Below are 928 nucleotides of genomic sequence, written 5' to 3'. Positions count from 1 at the left end.
CGCATCCCCCGCGTTGCGGGCCGGGCTGTTCGCTTCGCCTGCGGGTTCCGCTTTCGCTACATTCGCTGCCAGCCATGGAGAGCGAAGCGAAGGCTGGTAGACCCCAGTAGCCGCGAGGCCGCACTGTTTTCCCGGCGTGCCTTGCGCCAGAGGGAAAACAAAGTAGACCTCCGAACGCGGCGTCCAGTCATTGGGAGACAAGTACGGAGCAGCAACGAGCTTGCGAAGTTGTTGTGTAGTGCTTGGTGACCAGGACGTCTGGGGCACAAATAGGTTGTCAAAGGCCGAGTCGATTTTGGGGACTGGGATGTCCCAAAATCTATCACGAGGTCGAAGACACGCTTGCCTTCCCTATCGGTCAGGGACAAGCCCTTCGCATCCCTGATGCCTCCGCGTCCGTGACGCTCCGCGCTCCGCTTGGCTTGCTAAGGGGATACCCCTCGCGCCGGTCAAGGGTTCGCTTCGCCCTGCCCTCGCCCGTTCAGATTGCTGCATCAGCAGAATTGAGCGTGGGAGTGTTCATTTTCAATCATTATATTGGTTCCGTATTGGTGCTAAATCGGTACCGATTTAGTGCTTTATTGGTGCCCTTCCTGTACATCTTCGGCCAATTTCAGTATGGCCCAGCGGATGACATTCAGTTTTGTGCGTCCGGTCTTGTTTGCGACCTCTTCCAACTTGGAATACTCGAACTCGTTAAAAGGTACCCGGATGGCTTTAAATTCCCGCTTGGCGTTGGGATCGAGAGCTGGCTTTTCTTCTTGTTTTGGCGTGATGCTCCCACCGTCCGCGCCAGATGCAAACGCTTCAATTTCTTCTGGGGTAGGCTGTTTTTTTGCTGTGGCAGGTTCTCTGCGTTTAACCATTAAAAAATCTCCTTCATTAGAGACTGGATTTCCTCAGTGGCTTTTGGGTTGTTCATTTCTAT

General features: G+C 54.1%; 2 protein-coding genes. Both read right to left on the bottom strand.

Annotated features, from left to right (window positions below; translation table 11 throughout):
- Nucleotides 1-56: 56 nt before the first annotated feature.
- On the bottom strand, nucleotides 57-326 hold the full coding sequence (locus ACOCD2_RS22355) for a hypothetical protein (RefSeq protein WP_419584610.1): 270 nt from the start codon (nucleotides 324-326) through the stop codon (nucleotides 57-59).
- Nucleotides 327-578: 252 nt separating this feature from the next.
- Entirely contained in the window at nucleotides 579-866 is a 288-nt protein-coding gene (locus ACOCD2_RS22350; RefSeq protein ID WP_293648035.1) for a hypothetical protein, read from the bottom strand.
- Nucleotides 867-928: the final 62 nt, after the last annotated feature.

The organism is Thiolapillus sp. (assembly GCF_048562965.1).
Lineage (GTDB): Bacteria > Pseudomonadota > Gammaproteobacteria > Chromatiales > Chromatiaceae > Thiolapillus > Thiolapillus brandeum_A.
Note: the sequence above shows the minus strand (reverse complement) of the source record. Positions and strands in the feature narration are given on the sequence as shown.

Excerpts from the sequence above, each read along its gene's own strand:
- ACOCD2_RS22350 (WP_293648035.1), bottom strand. The coding sequence starts at position 866 with ATGGTTAAACGCAGAGAACCTGCCACAGCAAAAAAACAGCCTACCCCA.